This window comes from Streptomyces sp. NPDC101490 (assembly GCF_044767145.1).
In the GTDB taxonomy this organism is placed as follows: domain Bacteria; phylum Actinomycetota; class Actinomycetes; order Streptomycetales; family Streptomycetaceae; genus Streptomyces.
The window spans coordinates 1-25,921 of the sequence record NZ_JBIWNI010000042.1; the positions used below are offsets into that span (position 1 = coordinate 1).

Here is a 25,921-nt window from a genome sequence, read left to right on the forward strand (position 1 = left end):
AACGCGGCATTCCCCACACCATTCCGGAGCGCTCGGACCAGCAGGCGAACCGCCGCCGTCGCGGCCGCAGCGGCGGCAGACCTCCTGGCTTCGACGTCGATCTGCGCGCGGATCATCGTGCGGAGCGGAGGTGGCGTCGCCACTCGCCGCCCCACGGGATGCTGTCCGATCCGTTCTCCACGCCCCCTGGGTCCGGTGGTGTGTGCCGTCGTCGGTGCCGTGATGACCGTACTTGCGGTGGCGCCCCTCAATGGTCGATCGGGGGAGGGCCGTTGCCGTCGGTCTCCAGCGCGTACAGCTCGTAGGGGACGGGTCCGGTCTCGGAGTCCCGGTCGGCCGTGCCGATGCGGGTGAACCCGGCTTTGATCAGCACGCGGCCGGAGGCCGGGTTGTCGGGATGGTGCATGGCCTCCAGCCGGTGAAGGCCGGCGGTGGTGAAAGCGGCGGCCACCACCTGGTGAGCGGCCTGGGTGGCATAGCCGTGGCCCCAGCTGTCCTCGCGGAGGATGTAGCTGATGGTCCCCATGACCGGGGTGCGTCGCCGCAGGGCGATCAGGCCGATCAGGTCGTCCTCGTGGAGGATGCCCCAGCTCCACTGCGCGCGGGGGTCTTCGGCGGCTCGGGCGAGGGCTGCGCGGATCTTCTCGTGGGCCTGGTCCAGGGTGAGGGGCTTGCCGGTGGTGTGCCGGATGGAGGCACCGCTGTAGACGCGGGTCAGGGCGGGGGCGTCGTCGGGGGCCAGGGGCCGCAGGGTCACCATGAGGCGGTCAGCTCCTTCGCAGTGGGGTGATCGGCGGGATCGGGGGCGAGGCACGCGGTGATGGCGTTCTCGAAATCGGGGAATGGCCAGGGCTGGACGTCTCAGCCTGGAGCACTGCCTCTTCAGACGGAGCGGGCTCCTCCGCGGTGACCTGCCGGAAGTGGCCGACCCAGGAATCCGGCGTCAGGGAGGACTATTCGACGTCGATCTCAGACGATGTTGAGCCAAGCCCCATCACCTTGGGCCAGCGGAGCTGCAAGCATGACGTCATGGCAGATCTACGCCCTGATGCGCCCAAGAGCGCGAAGGTTCCCGCGCCGCGCAGGTGCGGGCTTAGGAATCAAGGAGTGTGAATGTCGTTCTCACTGTTGGCGCTCCAGAGAATTCCGCTTCGGCGAGATAGGTCCCGGCCGGTGCTCGTTGGCTGGGCGGGGTCGAGCATGGCTCGATCGCCCTGCTGTCCGGATTCCATCGGAACATGAGCGTTGCGGTTGCCTTGGATTCGATGCGTCGTTCGTACGAGGGATCCGTCCTTGTGGTCTGGCAATCATTCGCCGCGACTTGGGTGTCGCTCGCGCTGGTGATCTTGATGAGGACGGGGGTGAGCCGGAAGTTCAGGGTGCAGGGGGTGCTGCCCTGGTTCTTCGCGGTCAGGTTCAGCTCGGGTTCCTCGTTCGTCCTGTACACGTTCTTCTTGCTGCTGAGAAAGAGCTGGAGGTCTTTGGCCTTGCACGGCACCGTCTCTGGAGCAGGTGGCTTGTCCTCAGGTGTGCGGCTTGCCGCGGCACTGGGCGGCGGCGTTGTTGACGGCGGGGGTGAGGGGGTCGTCTCGGGCGTGTGAGTGAGCGTGGACGTTGGTGTGGACGTTGGTGTCCTTCTGTCGGTGCCGACCGTGTCGGGACCGACTGGCATGAGGGCTTTCAACGCTATACCGCCCCCTGAGAAGAGCCCGCTCTGGAAAGCGCCGAGTACCCCGACGCCGAGGAGAACACAGAGGCCAGCCGCCCAGGCAGCTTTTGACCGCAGGCGGGGGACAGCAACGCTCGCTGCGCCGGGGCCGTCGTCGGTGGGTTCGGCCACCGAGGGGTGCGCACGGTTGCGGAAGGCGACCCGGTTCGCGGTGTTGCGGATCCTCCGCTGGGGCATCGGTCTTTGTTTGGCTCGCAGGGCCGACTCGACTTCCCTGTACACCGTGTCGAGGTCGACGTACGGCCCCTTGCCCGGAACACCTCGCGAGAGGACGTTCAGGAGTTCCGCAGTGAAGGCCGTATGCAGTTCGCCAGGGACAGATACCGCGGCCTTGGTCTCAGCCGAAGCAGCGATCAGGTACGTGCCCTCGGTCTCGGCCTCATCGGCCACCATCGTCACCGAGTCGTTTCCCGTCATGCGCCCCAGAGCACGGCCGCTGTAGCAACAGTCGAGGACGACGACCTGACGCAGCGCCCGGACGCCGACGAGTTCTTCGCGGATCAGGCCGTAAGGTACGGCCGTGTACGACGCATTCTGTTTGGATGCGGTCAGCGCCAGATGCAGTTCCGGTGGCGTCCGCGCGACCAGTCCGTGGCCAGCGTAATAGACGAACAGTGTGTCGGTGGCCTCGGCCGCAGCGGCCGCGATCGGCTCCAGCACCTCTGCGACAGTGGCAGGGTTCGCGACCACGGTGCAGTTCTCCGCCGGCAAACCCCACACGCTCGGAGCGCGCAGCAGCCCGGCCAGCGCATCGAGATTGGCTGCGACGGCTGGAAGGTCGCCCAGAGACGGGCTGTCGTACCGGCTCGTTCCGATCAGCACGGCGCGAGACGCGGCCGGGTCCGGAAGCGTGCTCATTCCTCAAGTGCCCGGACCAGCCTGACCACTGCCTCAGGATCGTGCTCCGTCATCGTGATGCTCACCCCGTCGCGCTGCACGGTGATCTGCGGGGCAGCCGAACGCCGGGTCGCGCGCCAGGCGGCATAGGCGAGACCGAGGTTGACCAGTTGGAAGCCGGATTCGATGATCAGGTTGACGACATCGAAAGCACCGCCCATTTCCCCGTCAGCCGGAGTGGCCTCCGCCCACTCGATCCTCGCATGGCGATATATGTCCGGCTCGTCACGTAGCCACTGTGCGAAGGAGGCCAGCTCGTCGCTGGAGCCCTCCGTCCTCAAGGTCAGCACCTGCGGCATTGATCCCCCTTGACAGCCCCGACTATCCCGGCCCAGCTTAATCCGTGCGCCCTCGGCATGCGGCGGTTACAGGCTGATCCGAGGGGACGCGGCGGCGGATAGGCACGTCATGTGCGGTGAGGTCCGCTGGGGGTTGCCCTGCGGACCTCACCGCACCGCAGCAGCATTCGAACCCGACCCTCAACGCCTTCCCCGGGCTCCCACTGCCGGTCACACCTCCGGGCCCCCGCCGGGAGTAACTCCCCACAGGCAACTGTTCAGCCGCCTTCCGGCGCAACCCTCCGCGGCGCCGCCGCGGCCAGGGGCAGGCTCGGCGTGGGCCAGGAGGGCTCCCACCGCCAGGACGCCGACCGCTCCGCCTGCGCGAAGACGCCGGAGCGGTCGGCGAGCATCCCGAGGACCTCGCCGCGGGCGGCGTCGACGGCCTGGTGCTCGGTGTCGGAAACGATGCCGAGGCACCGCACGTGCGCGTACTCGTCCTCGTCCTCGTCCTTCCACTCCCAGCCGGTGAGGTCCGGCGCGACGACCAGGTCCACGGTGAGGTCGAAGGTGTCGAAGCCGTCCTCGGTGCGGCAGGTGGGGTGCTCGAAGTTGACATACCAGTTCCGCAGACGGCGCCCGGCCCCGTCCGGGACGAAGAAGGCGTTGACGCTGAACCAGGCGGTGGGCGGCTTCCACAGCAGCAGGTCCGTCTCCTGCCACACCCCGGCTGCGAGCTCCCACTCCCCCGCCGCCATCGCGTCGAACGCCTCCGTACGCACCGGCCGGTCCTCTCGATGCGGGCCTGCGCGTACAGGGCAGGCCACCGGGCCTGCGCGTCGGGCGCGCAGGCGGTCACCAGCGCCTCGCCGGTGTCGTCGACGACCCGCAGCGCCTGTTCGCTCCACACCCGGCCCGTACAGTGGACATCGCGCCGCACGACCGTCTCGAATCTGCGCACCACGTCCTCCTTGGCGTCTCCTGCCGGGAGGCCCCGGCCAGGCTTGCCCGGGTTCCCCCTTGGGCTTGCCCACCTCTACTGGCGGCGGAACCGGCGGCGGTTCTCCTTCGCCTCCGCTTCGGCCGCCGCCCCCGCTGCGGCTTCCTCCGCCGCGCGCCGCGCGACCCGTTCGACTTCGAGCTGGGCGAAGTGCCCGCTCTCGCACGGCCCGCACAGGTTGTCCGTCTCGCTCCGCCAGGAGGACCGCCGGGTCAACTGCCAGCGTTCGTCGGTGAATCTCGTCCCGCAGCGGGCACACACCGGCCGCTCCGCCTCCCGCGCCGCGGCTTGCTGTTCGTCACGGCGCTGCTGCTCCTCGCGGGCGGCCTGGCGGCGGCGGGTGAGGGCGGCGTCCAAGCGAGGGTTGCCGATGGCGTCCAGCAGGGGCTGGAGCTCCTTGCGGCCGAAGCGCCAGAAGACGGGGCCGGCCGGGCCGTGCTCGCGCAGCTGGTCCAGGGTGGTCGCCACGATCGGGATACGGCCGTCGTAGGAGTGGCAGCCGTCCTCGCTGTCCCAGTGGCCCTTCCAGTGGTGGCGGGTGAGGGCGGCGACCGCCTCCATCTGCTTCTTCGCGGAGCGTCTGCCGACGTGGTGGAAGACGAGCAGGACCGGCGGGTGCACCCACTCGTAGCCCTCCCCCGAGGGCGCGGACCAGCGGGTGCGCCACATCAGCTTCACACTGTCGTCGGTGTCCTTCTCCTTGCGCTGGAAGAACCGGGCGTACTTGTCGAACTTCGCGGCGACGAGCGCGGCTTTCTCGGTGCAGTTGTCGGCCTCGATGAACAGCAGCGGCACCCCGTCGCCCGGCGCGGTGACGACGATGTCGGCGCGGGCGCTGCCGATCGCGGGGTTCTTCCAGGTGCCCTTCACCGGGAGCGCGATCTCGGTGGCGTAGGAGGTGAGGGTGCCTATCCCGTCCGGGGCACGGGCGGCGGTCCGCGCGACGGCGACCGCTTCCTCTGGTTCCCCGGCGACCAGGTCGAGGCCGGGCTTCGGGCGGATCAGCGCGATGACCGTCTCGTTCACCGTCATCGGATGCGAGGCCCCGGAACGGCCCGCGCCCCTGGGTATGCCGCCCATCTCCTCTATCTCACGCTCCAGGTCGATCGCGGCGGCGGCCAGCCCGGCCGGGGTGAGGATGCGGACCTCCTCGTTGCCGCGGGTGCGGCCGCCGTCGACGGCCAGGCCGTGACGCCGCAGGTCGTTCGCCGCGGCCCGGTGGGATGCGGTGCGGGCTTCCTTCCGCTTCGCCGGGGTCGCCTTGGTGGTGTGCCGGTAGGTCAGGTGCGGTGCGGCGAGGCGCTGTATCTGGTCGGCGGTGGCGACCTTGAGCACGCCGAGCACGGACAGCACATCACCCCGCAGGCCGTTAGACGACCCCGCTGGATTGGTCTTGCGCTGGCCCGCCATCAGACCCGCCCTCCCGGTACGCGCGTCCCACGGGGCGCACCACCCGGTCGGCTACCGGCCGGGCGCCAGACTCCGGTCGTGGAGGGGATCGGGCCCCCGCACCCGATGGTCTCCCTCCTCACCGGCAACCCACTCAGGTCAAAAGAGACAGGAGAGGGTTGTGACAAGCCGCAGGCGGCCCGGAAACCGGCGCTGACAAGGGGAAATGCCGGTCGGATGGGTGCCGGGCACGGAAGTGACTTCGGCAGTGGGAACGCAAGCGGCGGCGGCAGGAGCTCACCGGGGCCCGCCCACCGCCGCGGGCCGGGCACGGACGCTCCGGGCCGGGCGGCGGGTTCACGGCGGGCGGGGCTCCGTTCCGCCCGGCGGCCACAGCGAGAGGCAGCCGGGCCCGGACCAGGCGCAGGCGTGGGAGTGGAGGTGGGGGTGGGGGCAGGTGCAGGCACGGGGGTCCTCGTTCCTCCCGGCCGGGCCGGGACAGGGCGGTGTCCGTACTGCACGCGTCTGTCTCGCGCGCGGGACAGACGCCACCCTGCTCCCTCACCCCTTGACCGTCGTCTGACTCCCACCACCGACCGGTGTCCGTTTTACCCCTTGACCACCTCTTGACCGCAGGGTTTGTCCGTGGCGGACACCACACCGCCCCTGCCCGCCGGGTCAGCGAGCGGGGCGGGTACTGGACGGCAAGGCGCCGAGCCGCCAGTCCGAAGGCTCTGCGCGCGGAACGTCTCACCGGCCTCGATCCGGACCTTGTTCCGGTCGAACTCCCGCTCAGCCACCGACAGCCTCCGGCGCGCGCAGCGGAGGTGTCCCCAGCCGCCGGTCACCTTCGTGATGACCTCGCCCTTGGAACCTGTTTGTGATCCCCGGCCGTTCTGGAGCTGAGGACTGGGCGTGAAATGATGTGATCATGCCTGGCCACTGGACCGGATCGGTCTTCCTGAGCGCCCTCGTCATCGCTGCGGTCTTCACATCGGCCCGGGCTGCCTGGCGAGGCGCCTGGCGCGAGGCGGCCTGCTGGGCAACAGCCGCAGCGGGCATGAGCTGCCTCGTCGCTCAGAACGCGGGCTTGGGCGATCTCGTTCTTCCCGGCATGCTGTTGATGGGCATGTTCATGCTCCAAAGGCTGTTGCTGCGGCGGACGGATCGCACGGCGGGCGCGTAGAAGCACCTGTGTTGATCTTCGTGCAGGCACTGTTCCGTGACGGCGGTCAGGTGGCCGGGAGAGACCGGCATCCCCGCTCAGGCCACCTTGCTGCCGGTCATTGAGATCAACCGGAAACCGACAAGGCAGCAGCCTCAACTGCTCAGCTGGTGCCGAACGTAGTTCGGCTGGGCCTCACCGACCTCGATGCGGTTCTCGTCGAGTCCGTTGGCGATCCGCAGACAGTCCCCGGCGAAGGCAAACTCCACCGCCACCGTCCCAGCCGCCAGGTCATGACCTGGCGGCCGCCACTCAAGGAGCGCGACCTCGCGCAGTTCCTGGCCGACGAACGGTTCGAGGCGCTCGTCGTGCTGAGTCCACTGGGGCGTCAGCTCGAACCACTCCCATCCGGCGATGTCCGCCGCGGTGCCGATCGTGTTCCAGCCGATCGAGAGCTCGTCGAGCTTCCAATGGCAGACCTCTACCTGGATGCCGTCGAAGTCCAGCACCACCGGGCAGTCGGCAAACCAGTCCCCGTCCTCGATGAACCGCACCACGGCGAACCGCGTCAGCCGCCTGCCGGCCAGCATCGCCAGCTGTGATCCGTGCGCCTGCTGAATCGCCTCGAACCCGACCAGGAAGGACGGCTCGAAACCAGAGATCCCCATGTCCACAGCCTGAGTCTCTCGGCCTTCTGCGCGATCGGCCAACACATATCGACCAGCGGGATCTACCGGCCCACTTGACGGATCGGATCCGCAGAAAGGGCGGGAAGTCCGCCGACAGGGAACGCCACTTGCATCCGGTGTCCACGACGTAGCGAATGGCATCCACGATCTCCCGCCGCGGGTGCTTCTCCGGCCTCCCGCCGACCTCGGTTTCGCAGGCCGGGACGGACAGCAGCGGCTCGATCAGGGCCCACTCGGCGTCGGTGGTGTCGGTGGGATAGCGGCGGGGACGCACAGCAACGGATGCATCCAGACACGGGCGCGACTCCAAGCCAGCCTCACCAAGGCCAAGGAGAAGCTCGTTGCCCTCGACCGCAGTCTGGAACGCAGCCGCAGCACCGGTCGGGGCGGTCCTACCGACATCGGCATGCCCGTGATCACCAGGCGGCTACCGTGCTATAGCTCAGGCCGATGTCCTCGGCCAGCCGCGTCAGGGACGCGGTCACCGACCACTCGGGATCGACCTGGCCCTGGCCGCCCTGGTTCCGCATGGGCTCCACTTCCACCTGATGGAGCGCACTACCAGGTGGGAGTGGACTCCACTCTGCGCATCACGCCGGTCTGACACACCGTAATGGTGCGGGAGGGAGATGTGTCTCCTCCGGGGGAGTTCTTCGCGGGGCCGGTACGCGGCATCGCCTGGTCGGTGGCGGGCGTGTCAAGGGGGAACACCGAAATCTCGTGGCGGGTCAAGGGTTGCTTCTCCTGCGAGGAACAGCCCCCGTGTACGCGGTGGCGGCCTGGACAAGGGGTGGGCATCGGGTGGACGGCATCGGATGTTCGTCACGGTCCGTGTCCGCACCGGATGGACCGGCCGGGAGTGAGCCTCCACCAACCTGAAGTCGCAGGTCAAAGGGCTGGTGTGACTGGTTCTCGGGGTGCTCACCCTGGTCGTAGGCGGGAGTCTGTGGGGAAGATCGTCCACCAAGAGGTGGCTCGCGGCTCCATGCCGGTTCTGTCGGTAGCGTTCGGCTGTTTCATTCGGATCTTGCGAGGCTTGTCATACTGCCTGGATGGATACGCAGGGCGTGGAGGTGGCACGGCGTTGGCTGGCTGATCAGGGCGTCCGCCAGGTACGTGACGGGTGGGTGAGTGACGAGAAGCCGGACGTGCTGCTCACCGCCAGCCAAGTGGCACATTCCTGGGCCGGCGATGTGTTCGCCGAGGACCTGAATGCAGCTGACCAGGTGCGTTTGGCCTTCGGGCTGCTGGATCTCCTCGACGATTACTGGGTCACGTGCGAGATCCGATTCGCGGACGCGAGCGCGCAGGGCCCCCTGCCGGCCGACGTGCTGTGGGACGGCTACCGCCAGCGGCTGGAGGCGGACCGGGACGTCGAGGCCGTTACCTACTCGCTGTGGGTGGACTGGTTCGAGGGCCACACCACTTCCGCGACGGCCTTCGCCGAGGTACTCGGTAAAGACATCGACCGAGTAGTGGCCGAGCGATCAGAAGCCCTGCTCCGCCGGGCCTGTCGGGTTCTGGAGTGTTCGGGCCCGGTGCGCTGGACGGTGAAGGAGCCGACTTACCGCACCGCCGCGCGGCTTCCCGCCCTGCACTCAGCTCTCTTCCTCGGGCTTCGGGCGAGCTTCCACGATGTCTACGGTGACCTGGAACCGGCCGCCGCACTGGCCCTCCTCGACCAGCTAGATCTTCCCACGAACACCCAATACCTTGCCGAACTGCGCCACGTACTTGCCGCAGGGCACAACAACCACTACCGCAGTCCCGGTGCCTGGGACGATGCGGTTCGCTCCTGCTCAGGTAGCTGAACTATCCGATTCCCGCTCGCTACAGATCGGCTACCTCCTACGATCGGGTGCATGCTGGATCCCGAGCTGCTGGAACGGATCACCGCGCGGCGCGCGGAACTGGACGAACTCGAAGAACTGCTGGCCAAGCAGCTGGCGGAGGTACGGACCGAGCGGGACGAACTCGCAGTCGCCGAAAGGGTCCTTGAACGGGTGAGCGAACAGCTCGCCGGTGAACGCGCCTCGGCAGCGCCGATGCCCGGGCAGGTGGGCGGGCAGGCGGTGATGCTGATCCCGCACCGCACGTCGAGCGCGGAGGAGGCGACACTCCCGCCGGACTACCAGCGCATCCTCGCCGCCGTGCGGCAGGCCGCCGGACCGGTCATGGCCCGCGAGGTCGGCGAGGTGGTGGGAGTGGACGTCACCGTGAAGGCCAAGCTGGAACCGCTACGCAGCAAGCTGGTCAGACTCGTCGATCGCGGCTGGCTGCGGAAGCAGCCCGACGGCCGGTTCACCACCCGCCTATGACCAGCAACACGGCCGCTCAGAGCGGCTCCGCACGGGCGTAACCCGGGTGCCCCCGAGCACCGTTGCAATCGTGTGACGAATACCAAAGAGCTTGCCGAGGACACCTGCCAGTTTGTCTACCAGTGCCGCCTGTCGCTGTCCACGCGCACCGTCAACCACCTCGCAGATCTACTCAGGCGCCACCTGAAGGCCATTCGGTCCCGGTGGCGGATCCTGCCGCCAGGAAAGATCGCCGTGATCGTCCTGGCCGTACTGCGCCAAGACCAGCGCCTGGCTGACATGGCTGGCGGCAATGACGTGTCCGAGTCCACCGTCCGCCGCTGGCGCGACGAGCTGATCGGGCTGCTTGCCGTCCAGGCGCCGCGCCTGGACCGCGCCCTGAGGAAGATCGCCAAGCAGGGCGGGGAGGTGGTCCTGATCGACGGCACCCTCATCCGAACCCAGCGTCGCACCGGGAGTGCTGACCGACGGAACTATTCCGGCAAGCACCGCAGCCATGGCCTGCACTTCCTCGCCCTGACCAACGAGAGGGGCCGCCTGATCTGGATATCCGCCGCCCGGCCCGGGCGCACCCACGACAACACCGCCGCCCGCCACGACTACATCCTGACCCACCTGGGCGCCGCCAGCCTCGGGGCCCTCGCGGACCTCGGCTTCCGCGGCCTGGACAACGACATCCTCGACCCCGTGATCGTCACCGGCTACGCCGCCAGCCGCACCCACAAGCTCACCCCGGGCCAGAAGGAAGCTAACCGCGTCCTCGCCGTGGCACGCGCACCGGTCGAGCACGGCTTCGCCCACCTCAAGAACTGGCGGATCCTCACCAAACTCCGCACCGACCCCACCCGCGCCACCCGACTCCTGCGCGCCCTGCTCGTCCTGACGAACCTCGAGGTCAACCGCTGACGGATGATCTTCTCCGTGGGCTTCCGCCCACGACCAGCACGAGTACTCCGAAGACGGATCACACCAGCCCCTTGACCTGCGACTTCAAGTTGGCGGCAACTCAGTGCGCGCCATCAACCGCACCACCCGTATCGGGTGGGCAGCGGGTACCGCGAGCTCCCGCACTCCCCCCACCCGATGGTGCGCACCGCGGTGGCGTCCACCCGATGGCGCGGTGGGGTCCACTCCCCGGATGGCTCGCTGCCGTGGGCCCACTCACCGCGTCGGCCGGCGCGTGACGGGGGTCCACCGTGTCCCTTCACCAGGAGGAGCGGCGGCGCAGGCGCGTGCCCCGCAGGACGGGTCACGGCCGGGGACCGTGGCCTTGGCCGTGGCCGGGCTGCTGGTGCCGCTGCTCGTGCTCCTGGCGGCGGTCGTCGACCGGGATGTCGGGGGCGGGCGGGGGCTTCTTGTTCTCGTGGGCGCGGCGGCGGGCGTCGGCGGCGCGGGTGAAGGCGGCGAGCCGTTCCAGGTTCTCCGGTGTCCGCAGCCATGTCGCGGGGTCGGTCGTGCGGCCTTCGAGGTACTCGCCGGGCATCGCGGCCTGCAGGTGGGCCTGGGTCGCCTCGGCCCGCTGTTTCGGGGTGAGGGCGGCTTCCCGGCCGGAATGGTCGACGGCGTGCGGAGGCGCGGGGTCGCGCTCGCGCTGGTAGTGGTGCCTGCTGAGCGCGGCGGTGCCGGTCGCGGCCGGAGCTCCGTCCGGCCCGGCGGTGCGGGCGGCGCGGATCGTGTTCTGCACGGCGAGGCTGGCGACCGGGGCGCGCTCGTAGCGGGATGACTCCCGAGGTGGCGTGCCGTCGGCGGCAGCGATCCACCACCGCTTCGGCCAGGCGAAGTCGGCTGTGTAGGAGAGCAGCTCCGGTGCCGGATCCGGGCGGCTCTCCTTGACCGGGGTGAGGCGGCGGCTGTGGCGGGCGAGGGCCTTGTCGGCGATGTAGGTGTCCAGGCCGGGGGCGAAGGCGCGGCCGCGCAGGGTCTCCAGCAGGTGCCGGCGGGCCTCGGCAAGGATGTGGTGGCGGTTGAAGACCCGGCGCACGGTGTAGACGATGGCGGCGACGTCGACGGCCGCGAGCACCGTGTCGACCTGCGGGCTGATCCGGGCCCGGATCGCCGCCCCGGCTGCCCGGCAGCGGTCCAGGAGTCCGTCGACCATCTCCTGGCCGAAGCGCAGGAGCGCCGAGACCTTCCACCACGCGTGCAGCTGCTCCAGGCGCTTGGGGGTCTTCTCGGCCGGGCGGGTGTCCTGCGCCGCCCACCATCCCAGGCCTTGCCGGGCCCGCTCGTCGGGCAGTCTCCCGTGGTCCCGAACGTACTGGGCGGTGATGCCCTCCAGGGCCTGCTCGATGCGCTGGCGGCGGGTGGCCGACCACTCGATGAGCTTCTGGTCGACGCCGGCGACCTCCATCACGGGGCGCAGGCCCGGCGTCACCTCGCGGGGCACCGTCGCCAGACCGAGCTCCTCGCACACCTCAGTGGTCATGGTGAGCGTGTAGAGGGTGCCGGCCGCGACGACGTTGCGCAGCAGACGCCGGGTGTCCAGGGCGTACCAGGAACCGTCCGGGCGCTGGGCCCGGTTCAGGATCAAGCAGTGCGTATGGAGCAAGGGGAACCCGTCTCGGTTCTCGAAGTGCTTGAAGCCGCAGCGACCAGCCCCGGCGGCTTGGCCCGCTTACGACCGGAGGACCAGCGGACTTCCGCGACCTCTTCCTCCAGCCACCGCAGCGTCGTCTCGACCGCCCGGTCGTGCGTCGTCTCGACCGCCCGCCGCACCGTCTCGTCCCCCAGCGCCCACAGCACGATCAGCGAGGCCTGCGCCCGGAAGGTGAAGTCGAAGGCGAGCAGCGGGATCGCGGCCCGCCGCTCGATCTCGTCGAGCGGCTGCCCCAGGACCGTGGCCCGCCGCGCTTCCTGCGGGCTGGCGCCGTCGGCCAAGCGCTCGCGCTCGATCCGGTCGGCGTCCGGGTGCCGGAGCTCTCCGTACAGCAGCTCCAGCTCCCGCTCGCTCACCACCGAGCCCGCGTGCAGCCCGAGCGCGGCCAGGCCCAGCCCCATCCACCGCCCCGGCGGCAGCCCCGCCAACTCCTGGGCGACCTTCAGCGTCCGGCCGACCGGACGGCGACCATCCCCGAACGCGACCCCGCGTATGTAGTAGCGCCACGCGTTGCGTCTGGTGATCTTCGCCGCACTCAACATCGCGACAGGCCACACCCGGCACAGCCCGGCCCGAAAGGGCCGATCCCGCACGGCGGGAGGGTTCACCAGACCCTCACCACCGGGCCCGCGCGACGGGCCACGACCTTGAGGCCGGGCCCGTACGGCGGGCGCTGCCGGTCCTACCCGCGGAGCTCTGCAGGGCCAGGCAAATGCTGCGCGACCGCGATCTGGCTGGTCGTCCCGTTCACCGGAAGCGTCGGCCGGGCGGGCGCCGGAAGGGACGTACCTCGGCGAGAGCGTGGTCCTGGTCGTCGTGCTCAGGCTCCGGGCCGGTGGGGTCGCCCAGGATCCGGTAGGGCACGGGCAGCCGTGTGGGCTGGGTCGGCCGGGGCCGGGCGTGCCGGGGGCCGTCGGTGGGTGGCAGGCAGGAGGCGTAGGCCGGGTTGAGGCACGCGCCGCAGTGGCAGGGCCTCGCCACCCGCTGGTCCGGGTCCCGGCGATGCCGTCCGACGTAGGGCTCCCGCACGATCTCGACGCTCATGCCGTGTCCAACGCGCGCGTGGACAGCGGGTCACGGCCCGGGAGTGCGGCTTCGCGACGGGACTCTGCGTGTGTCCACCGGGCCCAGCCCCGGGGCCAGGCCGGAGGGGTGCGCCCCTTCCCTGTCTCCAGCTGGCAAGTCTCCCCTGCCAGGGGCTTCGTCGTGGCCGGCCCGGAGCCTCGTCGGCCAGCGCGGCTGGTCGGTCAGGGGATGTCGCCCTGCCACTCCCATCGCAGAGGGTCGCCCGGGAGCGGTCCGTACGGGGAGCGCCCGCCGGGGCCGTAACGACCGTTCGGGGAGATGAGGGCGGCGCCGTCATCGACGACACCGGGGTCCCAGCCGGTGATGTCGAGGAGGAGTCCGCCGAGCGGACCGCCGGTGAGCTCGGCGTAGGTGCGGCCCGGCTGGGCGCCGGGGGTCGTCGTGGCCGCTCCCGTACACCCGCCGTGGCCGAGCAGGGCCACGTGCCGTCACCTGCCCGCGTGAATGCCCCGGACCCGCCGCGTTTTGGCCGCCGCCCGCGGCCGCGGGCGGCACAGACTCGACCCGTGCCCGAGCCCCTTCGCCTGTGGATGCGCCACGAGACGCGGCCCACGGAACACCGTGCCTCCTTGTCTCCCCGGGACGCCTGTCGACTGGTCGGCCACGGCGTGGGGATCACCGTGGAGGACAGCCCGCAGCGGGTCTTCCCCCTCGCGGAGTACGTCGCCGCCGGCTGCTCGACCGCGCCGCCGGGCAGCTGGGTGACGGACTGTCCCGTCGAGCACTACGTGCTGGGGCTCAAGGAGCTGCCGCCGACCCCTTCACGACTGCTCCACCGCCACATCCTGTTCGGACACGCCTATCGTGGTCAGCCCGGCGCCCGGGCGCTGCTACGCCGCTTCGCGGACGGCGGCGGAGCCCTCCTCGACCTGGAGTGCCTGGTCGACGACGAGGGGCGGCGTATCGCCGCGTTCGGCCACTGGGCAGGCTACGCGGGCGCGGCCCTGGCCGTTCTCCACCACCGGGGCGTGCTGGCCGCTCCGCTCGCCCGCTCTACCCGTGCGGAGCTGGACCGCAGGCTCTGCCCGCCCCGCCGGCCGGGGGACGTGAGCGCTCTGGTCATCGGCGCTGGCGGGCGGTGCGGGTTGGGCGCGTGCGAGGCGCTGCGGACGGCCGGCATCGAGCCGACGCGCTGGACAAGTGCCGACACCGAGATGCCTGACCGGTCCGCGGTGCTGGCGCACGACATCCTCGTGAACGCGATCGGCACCGGCGTCCCCGTACCGCCGTTCCTCACCGAGGACGACCTGGACGATCCGGGCCGACGGCTGTCCGTGGTCTGTGACGTGACCTGCGACGTGGGTACCGATCGCAACGCCCTGCCCGTCTACGACCATGTCACCGACTGGGACCGTCCCGTCGACCGGCTGCGCACGCGGCCTCGGCCCCTGGACCTCATCGCGATCGACAACCTGCCGTCGCTCCTGGCAGCCGAGGCCAGCCGTGCCTACTCGGCCGCGCTCTGGCCCCATCTGCTGGACCTGGGCGGGGAAGAGTCCGCGGTCTGGGACCGCTGCCGGCTGGCGTACCGCTCAGCGCTGGACGCGGCCGGTCACCGGTGACCGGCCGACGGCGCGCCGGCTGTCGATTCCGGGGAACTCGGCCCGCCACAGCCGGTAGAACGCGGCCTCCTCGTCGTCGTCGGAGGCCATCGCCCCCAGAGCGGCCGTCAGGACGTCCTTGGCACCCGTGCCGTGGCCGAACTGGAGCTTGCCCCGGCGCAGGATCTCCTCCGGGAGCCAGCCCGTGAAGGCGTCCCGCAGCAGCTGTTTCTCCGCCATGCCCGGGCGGGTCGTCTTGTACTCGGGGGGAATCGACAGCATCAGCTCGACCACTCCCTGGTCGAGGAACGGCACCCGGGCCTCCAGGCCGAAGGCCATCGTCGTGCGGTCGCAGCGCTGCAGGTTCTCCCAGTGCAGACCCTCCACCGTCTCCACCAGCCTGGCCTGCAGCGCGGCCGGGTCCCGGTACGGCTCCCGGTGGCAGTCCGGGTATCCGGCGAACAGCTCGTCCGCGCCCTCGCCCGTCAGCACGACGGACACGTGGCGGGAGGCGTACTCGGCCAGCAGGAGGTTGGGCACCGCACTGCGCACCAGGTGCAGGTCGAAGTGCTCGATGGTCCGGATCGCCCGGGGCAGCGCCGCCACGGCGTCCTGCGGTGACATCACGACCTCGTGGTGCTCGGCGCCGAGGTGGCCGGCGACCACCCTCGCGGCCAGCAGGTCCGAGCTGCCCTCGGCACCGACGGCGAAGGTCGGGAGCCGGGCGTGCCCGTGCCGACGTGCGTACTCCGCCGCCACGGCCGAGACGATGGCCGAGTCCAGGCCGCCGGAGAGGAACACCCCGATGCCGACGTCGCTCATCATCTGGTCCTCGATCGAGCCGATGACCGCCTCGCGGACCGCCTTCAGGAGCGCCTCGTCCCGCTCCCCGCCCGCTCGGCCGCGCCGGGCCGGACGGACCGCCGTCGGGACGGCGTCCGCGAACCGCACCAGGCCGCTGCGCGGGCTCCAGCAGTGCCCGGGCGGGAAGCTCTCGACCGAAGGCCGGTCGGCGGGGTCGAAGGCCCGCAGCTCGCTGGCGAACAGCACACAGCCGTCCCTGCGGGCCCAGTAGAGCGGCTTCACTCCGACAGCGTCCCGGGCGACGAGCAGCGAGCCCGTCTCGTCGAGGAACGCCAGAGCGAACATGCCGCGCAGCCGGGCGAGCCCCACCGGGCCGTCCAGGAGCAGCGCGTGCAGCACTGCCTCGGAGTCCGAGCCCGTCAAGAACCGCTCGGCACCCAGCTCCTCGCGCAGCCGCCGGTGGTTGTAGATCTCGCCGTTGACGACGAGGAAGGACGCCCCGCCCGGCCCCGCGAGCGGCTGGTGGCCGCCCTCGACGTCCATGATCGACAATCGCTGGTGCCCCAGCCAGACGTCCCCGATCCGCACCTCCCCGGTGCCATCGGGCCCCCGGTGCGCGAGCCGGGCCAGCATGGCGCGACAGAGCCCGACGTCAAGGTCTCCGACCGCAGCGACGATGGCGCACATCCGGTGCCCTTCCTGGGATGACCGAGACTCGCCCTCCCACTCTCCCCGGCCCCCGGCGGACGCGCCCGGCGGCGGACGGCGAACGGCGCATCGCTCCCCTGCCCGAGTCGGCGCTCGGTGACGAGGGCCGATGTCCTCGCGCGGCCGCAGCCGGAGGCCCACCGGGTCTCGGCGACGTCGTCCTCGAGCCAGCGCAGCGCCTGGGCGACGGCCCGCTCGGGCGCCCACTCGATGACCCTGCGGGTGCGGTCGTCTCCGAGCGCCCACAGCACGGTCAGGGACCCCTGGGGGCGGAAGGTGAAGTCGAGGGCGAGCAGCGGGATCTGCTTGCGGGCCTCGATCCCCTCGGTCGGGCTGCCTGAGCACGGTCGCCAGCCGTGCGGTGGCCGAATCGGCGCCGCCGTCCAGAAGGTCACGCTCGATGCGGTCGGCGTCCGGGTGCCGGAGCTGCCCGAAGACGAGGTCCATCTGTCGCTCGGACACCTCCGCGCCCGCCGTGAGCCCGAGCGCGGCCAGGCCGCGCCCCGATCACCTGCTCGGCGGGAGCCCGGCCTCCTCCTGGACGGCCTTGAGGGACTGGCCGACCGGACGACGGCCGTCCCGAACGCGACCCCTCACACGTAGTACCACCACGCGTTACGCCTCTGGACCTTCGCGACACTCAGCATCCCCACACAGGGCACCAGCTCTGACCTGTGGAAAGAGCGATCGTGTGGGGCGGGAGGGTTCCCCGGGACTTCACGGCCGATCCCGCCGGGCGGGCGTCCGCGGCGGCAGCGTGCCCGCCCGGCGGACATCACCCGGGCCATGCAAATGCTCCGCGACCGCTGTCTGGCTGGTCGTCGAGGTCACCGGACGCGTCGGCGGGGCGGGCGCCGGAAGGGGCGTACCTCGGCGAGAGCGTGGTCCTGGTCGTCGTGCTCAGGCTCCGGACCGGTGGGGTCGCCCAGGATCCGGTAGGGCACGGACAGCCATGTGGGCTGGGTCGGCCGCGGCCGGGCGTGCCGGGGGCCGTCCGTGAGAGGCAGGCAGGAGACATAGGCCGGTTCGAGGCACGCGCCGCAGTAGCAGGACCTCGAGGGCGGTGCCTGGGTCCCGGCCGGTGATGTCGAGGAGGAGTCCGTCGAGCGGACCGCCGGTGAGTTCGGCGTAGGTGTGGCCCGGCCGGGGGCCGGGGTCGGGGTCGTCGTGGTCGCTCCCGTACACCCGCCGCGATGTCCGGCCGATGATGCTCGTGCCGGGCTCGTCGTCGGGGCCGGGGCCCGGGGCGCCCTTCACCACGAGGGACCCGTCACCGGTCCTGCGGACGGACGCCAACTCCAGGACGGGCGAGGAGTAGAGGACAGAGCCGTCACGGTGGAGATCCCACTGGTAGCTCGTGCACCGCTGCAACGCGCGGCACTGCTCGGGGTCGGCGTCAGGGAGAGGCAGCTCGACGTAGCCGCGGCCGTGCTCGCGCACACCCTGGCAGATGACGACCCCGGTGAACACGAGGACCGTGGTGGTGTCGATGGAGAGGTGGACGGAGTCACCGTGGATCGGGCGGGTGCCGGGCCAGTTCACGCAGCGGCCCCCAGCGGGATCTCGGCGAGCGGGTTCCAGTGGATGCGGCGGTTGTCGTGCCACTGCTCGACCAGGTGGATCCGGTTGACCAGGACCGTCCCGGTCAGCGGCCGTTCGATCTGGGCGAGCGCGGTACGCAGGGCCACCGGGTCGAGTCCGGCGGCGGCGTCCGTGATGTACCCGAGCGACATGTGCGGGTACCCGCTCCGGCCGGGGCGGTAGACGGCGCCCGTACGGGCCGTCGACTCCGTCACCAGGTCGACGAGCGTAGTGAACGGCCGTCCGGCCAACCGCTGCCCTCGACAGCGACCGGCCCGATCGCGGGCCGGTCGAAGACCAGCGTGAACGGGTCCACCGCCCCACGGTGTCCCGGACGTCGAGGAGGAGCTGCTCGAGGTCGATGTCGTCGCGGGACGCGCCGACATCGTGGAGGAGCGTGCAGTGCATCCCTGCGGGGGCCACCAGCTCCGGCCCTGGACCGGAGACCGGCTCGTACGGCGCCGCGAAAACCAACCGGGCCCTGGATCGGTATGATCCAGACCGGCTACGACCAACCATCGGCAGGGCCGGTTCTCCACAGCATCTCCCGACGTGACCCCGAACCACCTCCGTCGAACGCCCCGGCCCAACTGCCTACCGGGGTTGAGCTCCGGCGCACAGGGTCCGCGTTCTGCGGCTCCCTTGACCGTTGGGCCCCGGCCCCGCGCGCACCGGCCGAGCGTCCGGAGGACACGTGAACACCTCGCCTTCCACTCCGTCCGCGCACGTCCTGCGGCTGCTCGCCGCGGCGCGGTGCCGCACGGACGCGGTGATCGTCCCTCTCCTGGAGCGGGTGGACCCGGCCGCCGCCAGGGTGCTGGCCTACCAGTGGGGGGTGTGGGATGCCCGGGGGCAGCCCGCCGGAGGCGGCGGTGCGGGCAGGGGCAAGGCACTGCGGGCGGCGCTCGTGTTCGCCTGTGCCCGCGCCACCGGCCGCCCCGATACCGATCCCCTGGTGCCGGCCGGGGCCGCCGCCGTAGAGATGCTGCACACGCTCTCACTGCTCCATGACGACGTGATGGACGGCGACGAACTGCGCCGGGGCCGTCCGGCGGCCTGGCGCGTGTTCGGGCCCGATGCCGTCGAGGACGCCGTCCGCGCGCTGACTCCGTATGCGGTCGGCCTGCTCTTCGACACCCTCCCCGAACCTGCCGTCACCGCCGCGGCCACCGGCCCCCGCCGCGTCCCGCCCCCTCGGGACCCCGAAACGCTGCGGGCACCCGCGCGTGCCACCGCCGTGCTCGGCGCCGCGCTCGTACGTCTCGCCCAGGGCCAGGCCCTCGACCTCGCCATGGAACGCGAACCGAGCCCCGGAGTCGCCGCCACCCTGCGCGTGCACGCCGACAAGACCGGCTCGCTGTTCGCATGCGCCTGCACACTGGGCGCGACACCGGCCGCCGCCGCGGACCTCACCGCCTTCGGCGAACACCTCGGCATTGCCTTCCAGATCATCGACGACGTCCTCGGCATCTGGGGCGACCCCGCCGTCACCGGCAAACCGGCAGGCGCCGATCTGTCGGCCCGCAAGAAGTCCCACCCGGTCGCCGTGGCCCTCACTCCGGACCCGGACCGGTCCGACGAAGGCATCCCTCGGCAGTTGCTCGGGTTGTACGCGCTCCAACGGCCGTGGACACCTCCGGAGAGGGCCGAGGCCGGGCGGTTGCTCGACAGGAGCGGTGCCCGCACGGTCTCGCGGGCGGCGGCCCGCAGTCATGCGCGGGCCGCGCTCACCGCGCTGGCCCGCGCCTGCCCGCCACACGAGGAGGCAGGGAAGGACCTGAGGGCCCTCACCGCCTTTGTCACGGAACGCCCCTACTGATCCCTCCTGATCACTCCCGGCCGGGCCGCTGCCACGGGGCCGGTCGGTCGAACGCGTTCGGGAGGCCGGCCGCGTACAGCTCGTCGTCCAGGCGCTGCAAGCGGGCCAGCTCGGCCGGCTGCTCCCAGCCGAGTACGGCGCAGGGCGCTGCGGTCGAACCGGCCGTCGCGAGGAGCGCGTTTACGGCGGCCCTGGCGCTCTGGTCGGCGGCCTCCATCGTGGCCAGGTTGAGGTCCACGTCGACGTGGTCGCCCGCCTGGAAGAGGTTCGGCACCTTGCCCGCCGACTTGGGGCGCCAGCGCCGCGATCCCGCCGTACTGATCAGCAGCGGCTCGGTGTTGTGCGCGAGGCCGCCGGGCTCCGTGGGCCAGCGGATCGCCGGATCCGTGAAACACGAATGCACCAGATCCCGCGACAACAGACCCCGTCCGTCGTGCCGCAGCGAGCCCTCCAGCTGGTGCCACACCTCGCGGACCGCCTCCTCGCGGGTGCAGGCGCGGGCCGTCTTCCCGGTGAGCGGTCCGGGCACGTCCCACGCCGACACGTCCACCGACAGGCAGTCGCGGACCGTACCGTCGCCGTACCGTTCCGGCATGTCGATGCCGGACCAGAACTGCGCCTGCGCGATGGAGGTCAGTGCCCACGGCGAGTCGATGTGGATGACGTGTCCGTGCACGAGAGGGGTGCGTTCGCGCAGGAAGAACTGCACACCCGTCATCCAGTCCGTCTCCAGACGGTCGATGCCGGCCAGGTCCTCGTCCAGTTCGCACACCTCGGGGCCGAGGGTGCGCACCGCGGCCTCGGCCGGGACCGCGCAGACGAACCAGTCCGCCTCGATCTCGCGCACCGCGCCCGACGGGGTGCGTACCGCGGCGGCCCGCACCGCGCCGTTCGCGGTCCGCAGGCGCGTGACGCGGTGCCCCACGAGGAACCGGACGCCGAGCGCGACAAGATGGGCCGCCCACGGGCCGATCCACGCCTCCGTGGTCGGTGCGTCCAGCACCCGGTCCGCTTCGGCGTGGCGGGTCCCGCCAAGCAGGCCGGCCCAGAACTCCACCTGGGTACGGCCGATCGACGCCACGCTCGCCACCTCAGCCTTCGCCGCGACCAAAGTGCGGGTCGGGCCGATCACACAGAGCCGCCGGTACTCCTCGGAAGCGCTCGCTCCGGCCGTGAAGTCCCACCACGACGTGTTCTCGAACTCACCGTCGCGGCGGGCCGGTCCGCTCGTGGCGCAGACGAGCAGCCGGTTCGCGAAGTGGGCGCTCTCCTCGGACGAGAGGCCGGGAGTACGCGCCATGAGATGGCCCATGGCCCGCAGGGTGGCCTCCAAGTTCCGTTGCCCGGGGCCACCGGATATGTCCACGACCACTCCGTCACGTCCTCCGTCCCGCGCGTAGAGCATCTGTGTGGTCGGCACCAGGCGGTCGGCGACGCAGCCACCGGGGGCCGGGATGCGGGCCATTGTCTCGGTGACGTTCCGGTAGAAACCGGGAAAGAACCGGAAGCCGTGCTCCCCGGGCAGGTCACGACGTCCGCCACTGCCGGTGCCGGGAACCGGAATGCTGCGCGCTTTGCCGCCCAGGGCCCGGGCCTCGACCACCGTCACCTCGAAGCCTCGCTCGGCCAGCTCCATCGCCGAGGTCAGCCCGGCCGGCCCGCCCCCGATCACCACCACCCGCCGCCCGGCCCGCCCTCCCGATCCTGCTTTTGGCCCTGCCACCGGCCTCTGTTCCGGCCCGGACCCCGTCCTCGTGCCGGTGTCCGGCCCGGCCACCGGTCCGGTTCTCGTACGCATGCCCTGCCCCCGCCCCTCACCCTGTCGCGGTACGGAAGGTACCGGCCCGCCCGCAGACAAGATCACCACATCGCACCGGCTCCGCTGCGCCGAGTGGCGGTCCGGCGTCGGCGTCCTCACCCACCACACCGGTCCCGGACACCCGGAGGGCGCCGCGAACCGGGTCAAGACCTTCCCCAGCGCCGGCTGGTTCGCCATCATCCGCTTCCACGGCCCCGAGCAGGCGCTCTTCGACCGCCAGCACACCCCCGGAGACTTCCAGGAGATCACCGCCGACCGCCTCCGACCGATGGGGACGACGGGATCCAGACCGCTCCCGTGGCCCTCCACGACTCGCTCAGGCTTGCCTTCCCGCGGGCTCCCACAGGGGGCGGGCGCACCCGGTCCCGTCGCAGTGGAAGCACCGGCCGCCTCCGGGCGTGCTGCGGGCGCCGATGGTGCCGGCGGCGTGTCGGGGGAGCCGGGTGAGTCCCGCGGTCTGCGCAGCGTGGAGCGGGAGTTCCTGGCGTCTGCTGAGGGTGAGCTCCAGGGCGACGCCGGGGCCGGTGAAGTGGGCGTGGGGAAGGTCGCCGGTCATCGCGCGGAGCGTCTCGTTCACCTCGTGCATCGTTTCCGCGCCGGTCAGCTGTACCCGCGCGGCGAGGATGGTGTCGGCGGCCGCGGTGAAGGACCGCATCCCGGCCGGGCGGGCAAGCGGTCCGACACGGCCCACGGGTTCGGGGTGGGAGTGGTGGAGCTGGGCCAGGGCGTGCCACAGGTCGCCCGCCAGATCCGGCGCGGTCTCTTCTCTGCTGCGTCTCATGATCCCTGTCTAGGGCCGGGCACCGGCGAACAGCCGGGTCCGGCCTGTTCCTTCCCGTACGGCGGCGGCGCGACTTCACGGCCCGTCCCGCCGGGCGGGGCGGTCACGCCCGGCACGGCGGAGGCGGCTTGCCCAGGCTCCCCTTGGGCTTGCCCCCGGGGCTACCTCTTGCGCCGGTTCATGATGACGACGGGTACGACGGGCCCGGCCAGCCAGACGAGGAAGAATAAGATGTGGGCCAGGACGCGGTCAGGGCCGAGGCCGAGGGCTCTGTCCAGGAAGATCGCTAGCGCGCAGGCGGCGAAGAAGCCGATGCCCACATGAATGCGCCCGGTGGATAGGGAGGGTAGTTCGATCCGTCGTCTGGGTGTCCGCCGGGGGCTGGACTGCGCGACCGGCTGCGGGGCGGGACGGCGGTGGGTGTGGACCGTATCCACCGCGACCAGGGCCGGGCTGCTTCCCGGCAGTGCGGAGACGTCCGTTTTGACCATCGAGTACACCGTCTGGGTGGACAGATCCTTGACGGAGGCGGTCACGATCGCGTTGGCCTCGATGCCGAAAGTGACCTCGATCCGCGCGAGGCCCTTCGGTGTCGGCGCAAGACCGGTCAACTCGACCGTGCCAAGGAGCTCGTTGTGAGCCGCGATGTCGTGTTCGCCCCGGTAGACCCCGAGAACGATGGACCTGCCGTCGTCGGCGGACAGGTCCTCGGCGGTGGTGAAGACCTTGGACCTCTTGATCGGGATCGTCGTATCTCTCACGATCACCTTCGTCATGACACCCCCTGCGGTCTCGATGCCGAGGGACAGCGGGGTCACGTCGAGCAGCAGGATGTCCCGGCGTATCCCCGTGAGTACGCCGGCCTGTAGCGCGGCACCGACAGCGGCGGCCTCGTCCTCATGTGTGCCCCTGCTGGGCTGCTTGTTGCCGGTCAGCTCCCGCACCAGATCCGCGAAGGCCGGCATCCGGGTCGAGCCGCCGACCAGGACGACCCGGTCGATGTCGCGCGAGGGAATGCCCGTCTCTTTGAGCACGCGACGGATCGGCGTTGCGCAGCGTTCGAGCAGGTCGCTGGTCAGCTGCAGGAACTGGGCCCGGGTCAGGCGCTCCTCCAGGTGCAGCGGGCCGTCGGCAGTGGAGATGAGGTAGGGCAGGCTGACAGTTGTCTCCAAGGACGAGGAAAGGTGGGCCTTCGCCTCCTCGGCCGCCTCGAGCAGCCGCCGTACCGCCGTCTCGTCCCGAGATGGGTCCACGCCGTGCAGGTGCTGGAACCGAGCGGCAAGCTCGTTGGCCACGGCCCGGTCCCAGTCGTCGCCGCCCAAGGAGACGTCGCCGCTGGTGCCATTGACCTCGATGACGAAGGTTCCGTCCCGGAATTCATGGATCTCCAGTAAGGACACGTCGAATGCGCCCCCGCCGAGACCGGCCACGAGCAGCGTCTCCGGGCGCGTGCGCCTGTCGAGGACGTAGCACAGGCCCGCGGCGGAGTACTCGTTGATGACGCGCAGCACGTTCAGGCCGGCGAGCTCGCCCGCTTCCCGGGTCTCCTGCCGCTGAGCCTCGCTGAAGTGCCCCGGGACGGTGATCACCGCGTCGGTCACCTCCTCGCCCAGGTACGCTTCTGCGTCCTGCTTGAGTTTCCGCAGCACGAAGGCGCTGATCTGCGGTGCGGTGTAGTGCCTCTCGTCGATCCGTATCGTCCAGTCGGAGCCCACCTGTCGCTTGACCGAGGCGAAGGTGCGAACGGCGTTGGTGACGGCCTGGCGCTTGGCCGCCTCGCCGACGAGCACCTCACCATCCGCTGCGAAGGCGACCACAGACGGGGTACTACGCGAGCCCTCGGCGTTAATGACGATGATGGGCCTGCCGTCCCCGCCGAGGGCGCAGACAGCCGAGTTGGTCGTTCCAAGGTCGATACCCACCGCACGTGCCACCGTCGTCCCCCATCTCACAGAAGCACAGCCGCCGTCCGCCTCGAGCAGGACAGAGCGGGCAGAAGCTCAGGATCCTGCTGCTACCACCCGGTCACCACCAGCAGCTCGTCCCCGGCCCATGAGCCGGGCACAGGACTCGCTACACGTACTCATGAGGCTTCCGGCACCTGGCGGGAAGGTGCCCGCATGATTCGCCGAGTATGCACTGCTCGTGACCTGTTGCGCAGCTCGTTTCTAAAAAATTATTCTAGTACTCCAGTGGTAGTTCTCCATTTGTGCCGGGACACCTGGTTCGGCCCGCCAGCCGCGATTACGCCCGGAACAGCACCACCCGCGCCGCCCGAGGAACCGGGCCGGCCCGAGAGGGGGCCCGGGCAAACCTCACCAGCCCCACCCGGCCAGCCGGCCCAGGGCGATCCGCGCCGTCCGGGCCTGGCGCGCCCCTCTGGAGCAGCCTCCACCGCTGCTGGCGGGCCTGGACGAACGAGCCACCGCCGCCCGAACTCCAAGCACTGATCAACGCCGTTGGCGCAGGCCACCCGCTTGACCTCTACTCCCCGGACTAACAAACCACCGCTATTTTCTGACCGCACTAGGCTGTCCGCCATGGCTCACAGCATCAGGACAGACGTCGCCGGGGGCGACGGCAGTGTTCGCTCCTGGCGGGGCAGGACATTGGCAGCTGGGCCCGGACCGGTCTCCGCGCCCAAGGGACGAGAGCACGTCCCGCGGGCCACGGCGCAGGCGGGACCGCGCCATGTCTCCTAAGCAGCAGCGCGGTGAGGCCACCGTCGACCGTCTCCTGACCGCCGCGCTGGAGGTGTACGCCTCATCAGGCCAGTCGGGTTTCACGATCAACGCGATCACCAAAGCCAGCGGCGTCAGCCTCGGCAGCCTCTACCACCACTTCGACAGCTTCGACGGTCTCGCAGCCGCCCTGTACACCCGCTGCATGGAGCAGCTGTTCGACGAGATGATCGCCGCCCTCAGCCGTGCCCGGACGGCCCGTACCGGTGTACGCGCCCTCGTGACGGCCTACCTGCGCTTCACCGAGGAGCAGCCGGACGCGGCTCTGTTCATCCATGGATCGGCCTACTCCGGCTACCTCCCGGCGCATTCGGACCGGATTCGCACGGCGAAGGCCGCCAAAATGGCAGTGATCGCTGACTGGCTGCAGCCGAGGATCGAAGCGGGAGAGATCGCACCCCTGCCCGCGCCCCTGATCGAGGTGCTGGTCATGGGACCAGTGACCGAGGCCGCACACCGCTGGCTGTCCAGCACCTACGACATGGATCTCACGCAGGCCGCGCGGATCCTGCCCGACCGGATCTGGCGGTCCCTGCAGCCGGACTAAGGCCTGTCTGATAAATGATCACCTGGCCGGTTCGCGGAGCCAGAGCATCAGGGAGGCCAGGACGACTCCGGCACGGTAGCGGTTGGCGAGCTTGTCGAACCTGGTGGCGATCGCGCGGAACTGCTTGAGGCGGGCGAAGCATCGTTCGACCACGTTGCGGTCGCGGTAGATCTCCTTGTCGAAGACCGGCGGTCGGCCGCCGAGGCGTCCTCGGCGCCGGCGGTTGGCCGCCTGGTCGCGGCGTTCGGGGATCGTGGCGGCGATGCCCCGGCGCCGCAGCAGGTGGCGGATGGCCCTGCTGGAGTAGGCCTTGTCGCCCAGCACGCGCCCCGGTGTCGTGCGAGGGCGGCCTGTGGCCGCGCGTGGGATGCGGATCGCGTCGAGGACCTGACCGAACGCGGTGGCGTCGTCGACGTTGCCGGGGGTGAGCACG

At 70.8% G+C, this 25,921-nt stretch carries 20 protein-coding genes and 5 pseudogenes; 7 read left to right on the forward strand and 18 right to left on the reverse strand.

Annotation, left to right across the window (positions count from 1 at the left end):
* Nucleotides 1-247: 247 nt before the first annotated feature.
* The 5 genes from ACIRQY_RS34795 to ACIRQY_RS34815 form a co-directional block, all read right to left on the reverse strand.
* Nucleotides 248-760 (reverse strand): GNAT family N-acetyltransferase, encoded by a 513-nt coding sequence (locus ACIRQY_RS34795; RefSeq protein WP_403932615.1) that lies wholly within the window; start codon nt 758-760, stop codon nt 248-250.
* Between the two features lie 333 nt (nt 761-1,093).
* On the reverse strand, nt 1,094-2,587 hold the full coding sequence (locus tag ACIRQY_RS34800; protein WP_403932618.1) for a caspase domain-containing protein: 1,494 nt from the start codon (nt 2,585-2,587) through the stop codon (nt 1,094-1,096).
* Complete coding sequence (locus tag ACIRQY_RS34805; RefSeq protein ID WP_351790542.1) at nt 2,584-2,925, reverse strand: hypothetical protein; 342 nt, start codon at nt 2,923-2,925, stop codon at nt 2,584-2,586. Before ACIRQY_RS34805 ends, ACIRQY_RS34800 begins: the two co-directional genes overlap by 4 nt.
* A 257-nt stretch (nt 2,926-3,182) precedes the next feature.
* Nucleotides 3,183-3,686, reverse strand: a complete 504-nt coding sequence (locus tag ACIRQY_RS34810) for a DUF402 domain-containing protein (protein WP_403932623.1) — start codon at nt 3,684-3,686, stop codon at nt 3,183-3,185.
* Between the two features lie 254 nt (nt 3,687-3,940).
* On the reverse strand, nt 3,941-5,257 hold the full coding sequence (locus ACIRQY_RS34815; RefSeq protein ID WP_403932626.1) for a replication-relaxation family protein: 1,317 nt from the start codon (nt 5,255-5,257) through the stop codon (nt 3,941-3,943).
* 967 nt (nt 5,258-6,224) lie between these two features.
* Here ACIRQY_RS34815 and ACIRQY_RS34820 point away from each other — a divergent pair.
* Complete coding sequence (locus ACIRQY_RS34820) at nt 6,225-6,479, forward strand: hypothetical protein (protein WP_403932629.1); 255 nt, start codon at nt 6,225-6,227, stop codon at nt 6,477-6,479.
* Between the two features lie 134 nt (nt 6,480-6,613).
* Here the strand turns inward: ACIRQY_RS34820 and ACIRQY_RS34825 are convergent, their stop codons facing one another.
* On the reverse strand, nt 6,614-7,126 hold the full coding sequence (locus tag ACIRQY_RS34825) for a hypothetical protein (protein ID WP_403932663.1): 513 nt from the start codon (nt 7,124-7,126) through the stop codon (nt 6,614-6,616).
* Between the two features lies 1 nt (nt 7,127).
* Nucleotides 7,128-7,421 (reverse strand): annotated as a pseudogene (locus ACIRQY_RS34830) (transposase); the annotation flags it as partial.
* A 778-nt stretch (nt 7,422-8,199) separates the two neighbouring features.
* Between ACIRQY_RS34830 and ACIRQY_RS34835 the strand changes: the two are divergent.
* The 3 genes from ACIRQY_RS34835 (at nt 8,200) to ACIRQY_RS34845 (ending at nt 10,371) form a co-directional block, all read left to right on the forward strand.
* Complete coding sequence (locus ACIRQY_RS34835; RefSeq protein ID WP_403932632.1) at nt 8,200-8,958, forward strand: hypothetical protein; 759 nt, start codon at nt 8,200-8,202, stop codon at nt 8,956-8,958.
* A 51-nt stretch (nt 8,959-9,009) separates the two neighbouring features.
* Nucleotides 9,010-9,465 carry a hypothetical protein gene (locus ACIRQY_RS34840; RefSeq protein ID WP_351790556.1) on the forward strand — a complete coding sequence of 152 codons (456 nt, stop codon included), beginning with the start codon at nt 9,010-9,012 and terminating at the stop codon, nt 9,463-9,465.
* Between the two features lie 72 nt (nt 9,466-9,537).
* Nucleotides 9,538-10,371 carry a transposase family protein gene (locus ACIRQY_RS34845; RefSeq protein ID WP_403932635.1) on the forward strand — a complete coding sequence of 278 codons (834 nt, stop codon included), beginning with the start codon at nt 9,538-9,540 and terminating at the stop codon, nt 10,369-10,371.
* Between the two features lie 343 nt (nt 10,372-10,714).
* On the opposite strand, the pseudogene mobF reads toward ACIRQY_RS34845, so the two are convergent.
* The 3 genes and pseudogenes from mobF to ACIRQY_RS34860 form a co-directional block, all read right to left on the reverse strand.
* Nucleotides 10,715-12,603, reverse strand: a pseudogene (gene mobF / locus ACIRQY_RS34850) (MobF family relaxase).
* A 205-nt stretch (nt 12,604-12,808) separates the two neighbouring features.
* Nucleotides 12,809-13,105, reverse strand: a complete 297-nt coding sequence (locus ACIRQY_RS34855; RefSeq protein WP_403932638.1) for a hypothetical protein — start codon at nt 13,103-13,105, stop codon at nt 12,809-12,811.
* Between the two features lie 203 nt (nt 13,106-13,308).
* Nucleotides 13,309-13,579 (reverse strand): annotated as a pseudogene (locus ACIRQY_RS34860) (hypothetical protein).
* Between the two features lie 98 nt (nt 13,580-13,677).
* Between ACIRQY_RS34860 and ACIRQY_RS34865 the strand changes: the two are divergent.
* Complete coding sequence (locus ACIRQY_RS34865; RefSeq protein WP_403932666.1) at nt 13,678-14,709, forward strand: saccharopine dehydrogenase; 1,032 nt, start codon at nt 13,678-13,680, stop codon at nt 14,707-14,709.
* On the opposite strand, the gene asnB is transcribed toward ACIRQY_RS34865, so the two are convergent.
* The 4 genes and pseudogenes from asnB to ACIRQY_RS34885 form a co-directional block, all read right to left on the reverse strand.
* The gene (asnB, locus tag ACIRQY_RS34870) at nt 14,680-16,179 is read right to left on the reverse strand and encodes an asparagine synthase (glutamine-hydrolyzing) (RefSeq protein WP_403932641.1); all 1,500 of its coding nucleotides are present in this window, start codon (nt 16,177-16,179) and stop codon (nt 14,680-14,682) included. The two genes, ACIRQY_RS34865 and asnB, sit on opposite strands and share 30 nt — an antisense overlap.
* A 182-nt stretch (nt 16,180-16,361) precedes the next feature.
* Nucleotides 16,362-16,595: pseudogene (locus tag ACIRQY_RS34875) on the reverse strand (relaxase domain-containing protein); the annotation flags it as partial.
* Nucleotides 16,596-17,100: 505 nt separating this feature from the next.
* Nucleotides 17,101-17,409, reverse strand: a complete 309-nt coding sequence (locus ACIRQY_RS34880; protein ID WP_403932669.1) for a hypothetical protein — start codon at nt 17,407-17,409, stop codon at nt 17,101-17,103.
* Nucleotides 17,410-17,738: 329 nt separating this feature from the next.
* Nucleotides 17,739-17,996 carry a hypothetical protein gene (locus ACIRQY_RS34885; RefSeq protein WP_403932645.1) on the reverse strand — a complete coding sequence of 86 codons (258 nt, stop codon included), beginning with the start codon at nt 17,994-17,996 and terminating at the stop codon, nt 17,739-17,741.
* A gap of 479 nt (nt 17,997-18,475) precedes the next feature.
* Here ACIRQY_RS34885 and ACIRQY_RS34890 point away from each other — a divergent pair, with 479 nt between their 5' ends.
* On the forward strand, nt 18,476-19,600 hold the full coding sequence (locus ACIRQY_RS34890) for a polyprenyl synthetase family protein (protein ID WP_403932648.1): 1,125 nt from the start codon (nt 18,476-18,478) through the stop codon (nt 19,598-19,600).
* 10 nt (nt 19,601-19,610) lie between these two features.
* Here the strand turns inward: ACIRQY_RS34890 and ACIRQY_RS34895 are convergent, their stop codons facing one another.
* The 3 genes from ACIRQY_RS34895 to ACIRQY_RS34905 form a co-directional block, all read right to left on the reverse strand.
* Complete coding sequence (locus ACIRQY_RS34895) at nt 19,611-21,278, reverse strand: FAD-dependent oxidoreductase (RefSeq protein WP_403932651.1); 1,668 nt, start codon at nt 21,276-21,278, stop codon at nt 19,611-19,613.
* Nucleotides 21,279-21,735: 457 nt separating this feature from the next.
* Nucleotides 21,736-22,200, reverse strand: coding sequence for a hypothetical protein (locus ACIRQY_RS34900; RefSeq protein ID WP_403932654.1), 465 nt, complete (start codon nt 22,198-22,200; stop codon nt 21,736-21,738).
* 161 nt (nt 22,201-22,361) lie between these two features.
* Nucleotides 22,362-24,134, reverse strand: a complete 1,773-nt coding sequence (locus tag ACIRQY_RS34905) for an Hsp70 family protein (protein WP_403932657.1) — start codon at nt 24,132-24,134, stop codon at nt 22,362-22,364.
* A gap of 757 nt (nt 24,135-24,891) precedes the next feature.
* Between ACIRQY_RS34905 and ACIRQY_RS34910 the strand changes: the two genes are divergently transcribed.
* Entirely contained in the window at nt 24,892-25,488 is a 597-nt protein-coding gene (locus ACIRQY_RS34910; protein ID WP_403932660.1) for a TetR/AcrR family transcriptional regulator, read from the forward strand.
* Here ACIRQY_RS34910 and ACIRQY_RS34915 read toward each other — a convergent pair.
* Nucleotides 25,485-25,921 (reverse strand): annotated as a pseudogene (locus ACIRQY_RS34915) (transposase); the annotation flags it as partial. The gene ACIRQY_RS34910 and the pseudogene ACIRQY_RS34915 overlap by 4 nt on opposite strands.